1 rRNA gene is annotated in these 236 nt (G+C 48.3%); it reads right to left on the reverse strand.

Going from position 1 to position 236, the window contains the following annotated elements:
* Positions 1–236 (reverse strand): 23S ribosomal RNA (locus V6C27_14990); the annotation flags it as partial.

Raw genomic sequence — 236 nt, forward strand, 5'->3', positions numbered from 1 at the left:
AACCTTGGGTTTTCGGCGGGCAGGATTCTCACCTGCCTTATCGCATACTCATACCGGCATTCTCACTTCCTACCACTCCACAGCTCCTTACGGTACTGCTTCAACGCTGTAGGAACGCTCCCCTACCAAAACGGTCGTCGGTCGTCAGGCAACAGTCGTCAGGTTTTTGAAACATTCATTTATGCATTCAGTGCCTTTTGTAGGGGTTTGATTTATCAAACCCTTAACATGCATCT

It is taken from the genome of Peptococcaceae bacterium 1198_IL3148, assembly GCA_036763105.1.
Classification (GTDB): Bacteria; Bacillota; Desulfotomaculia; order Desulfotomaculales; family Desulfohalotomaculaceae; genus JBAIYS01.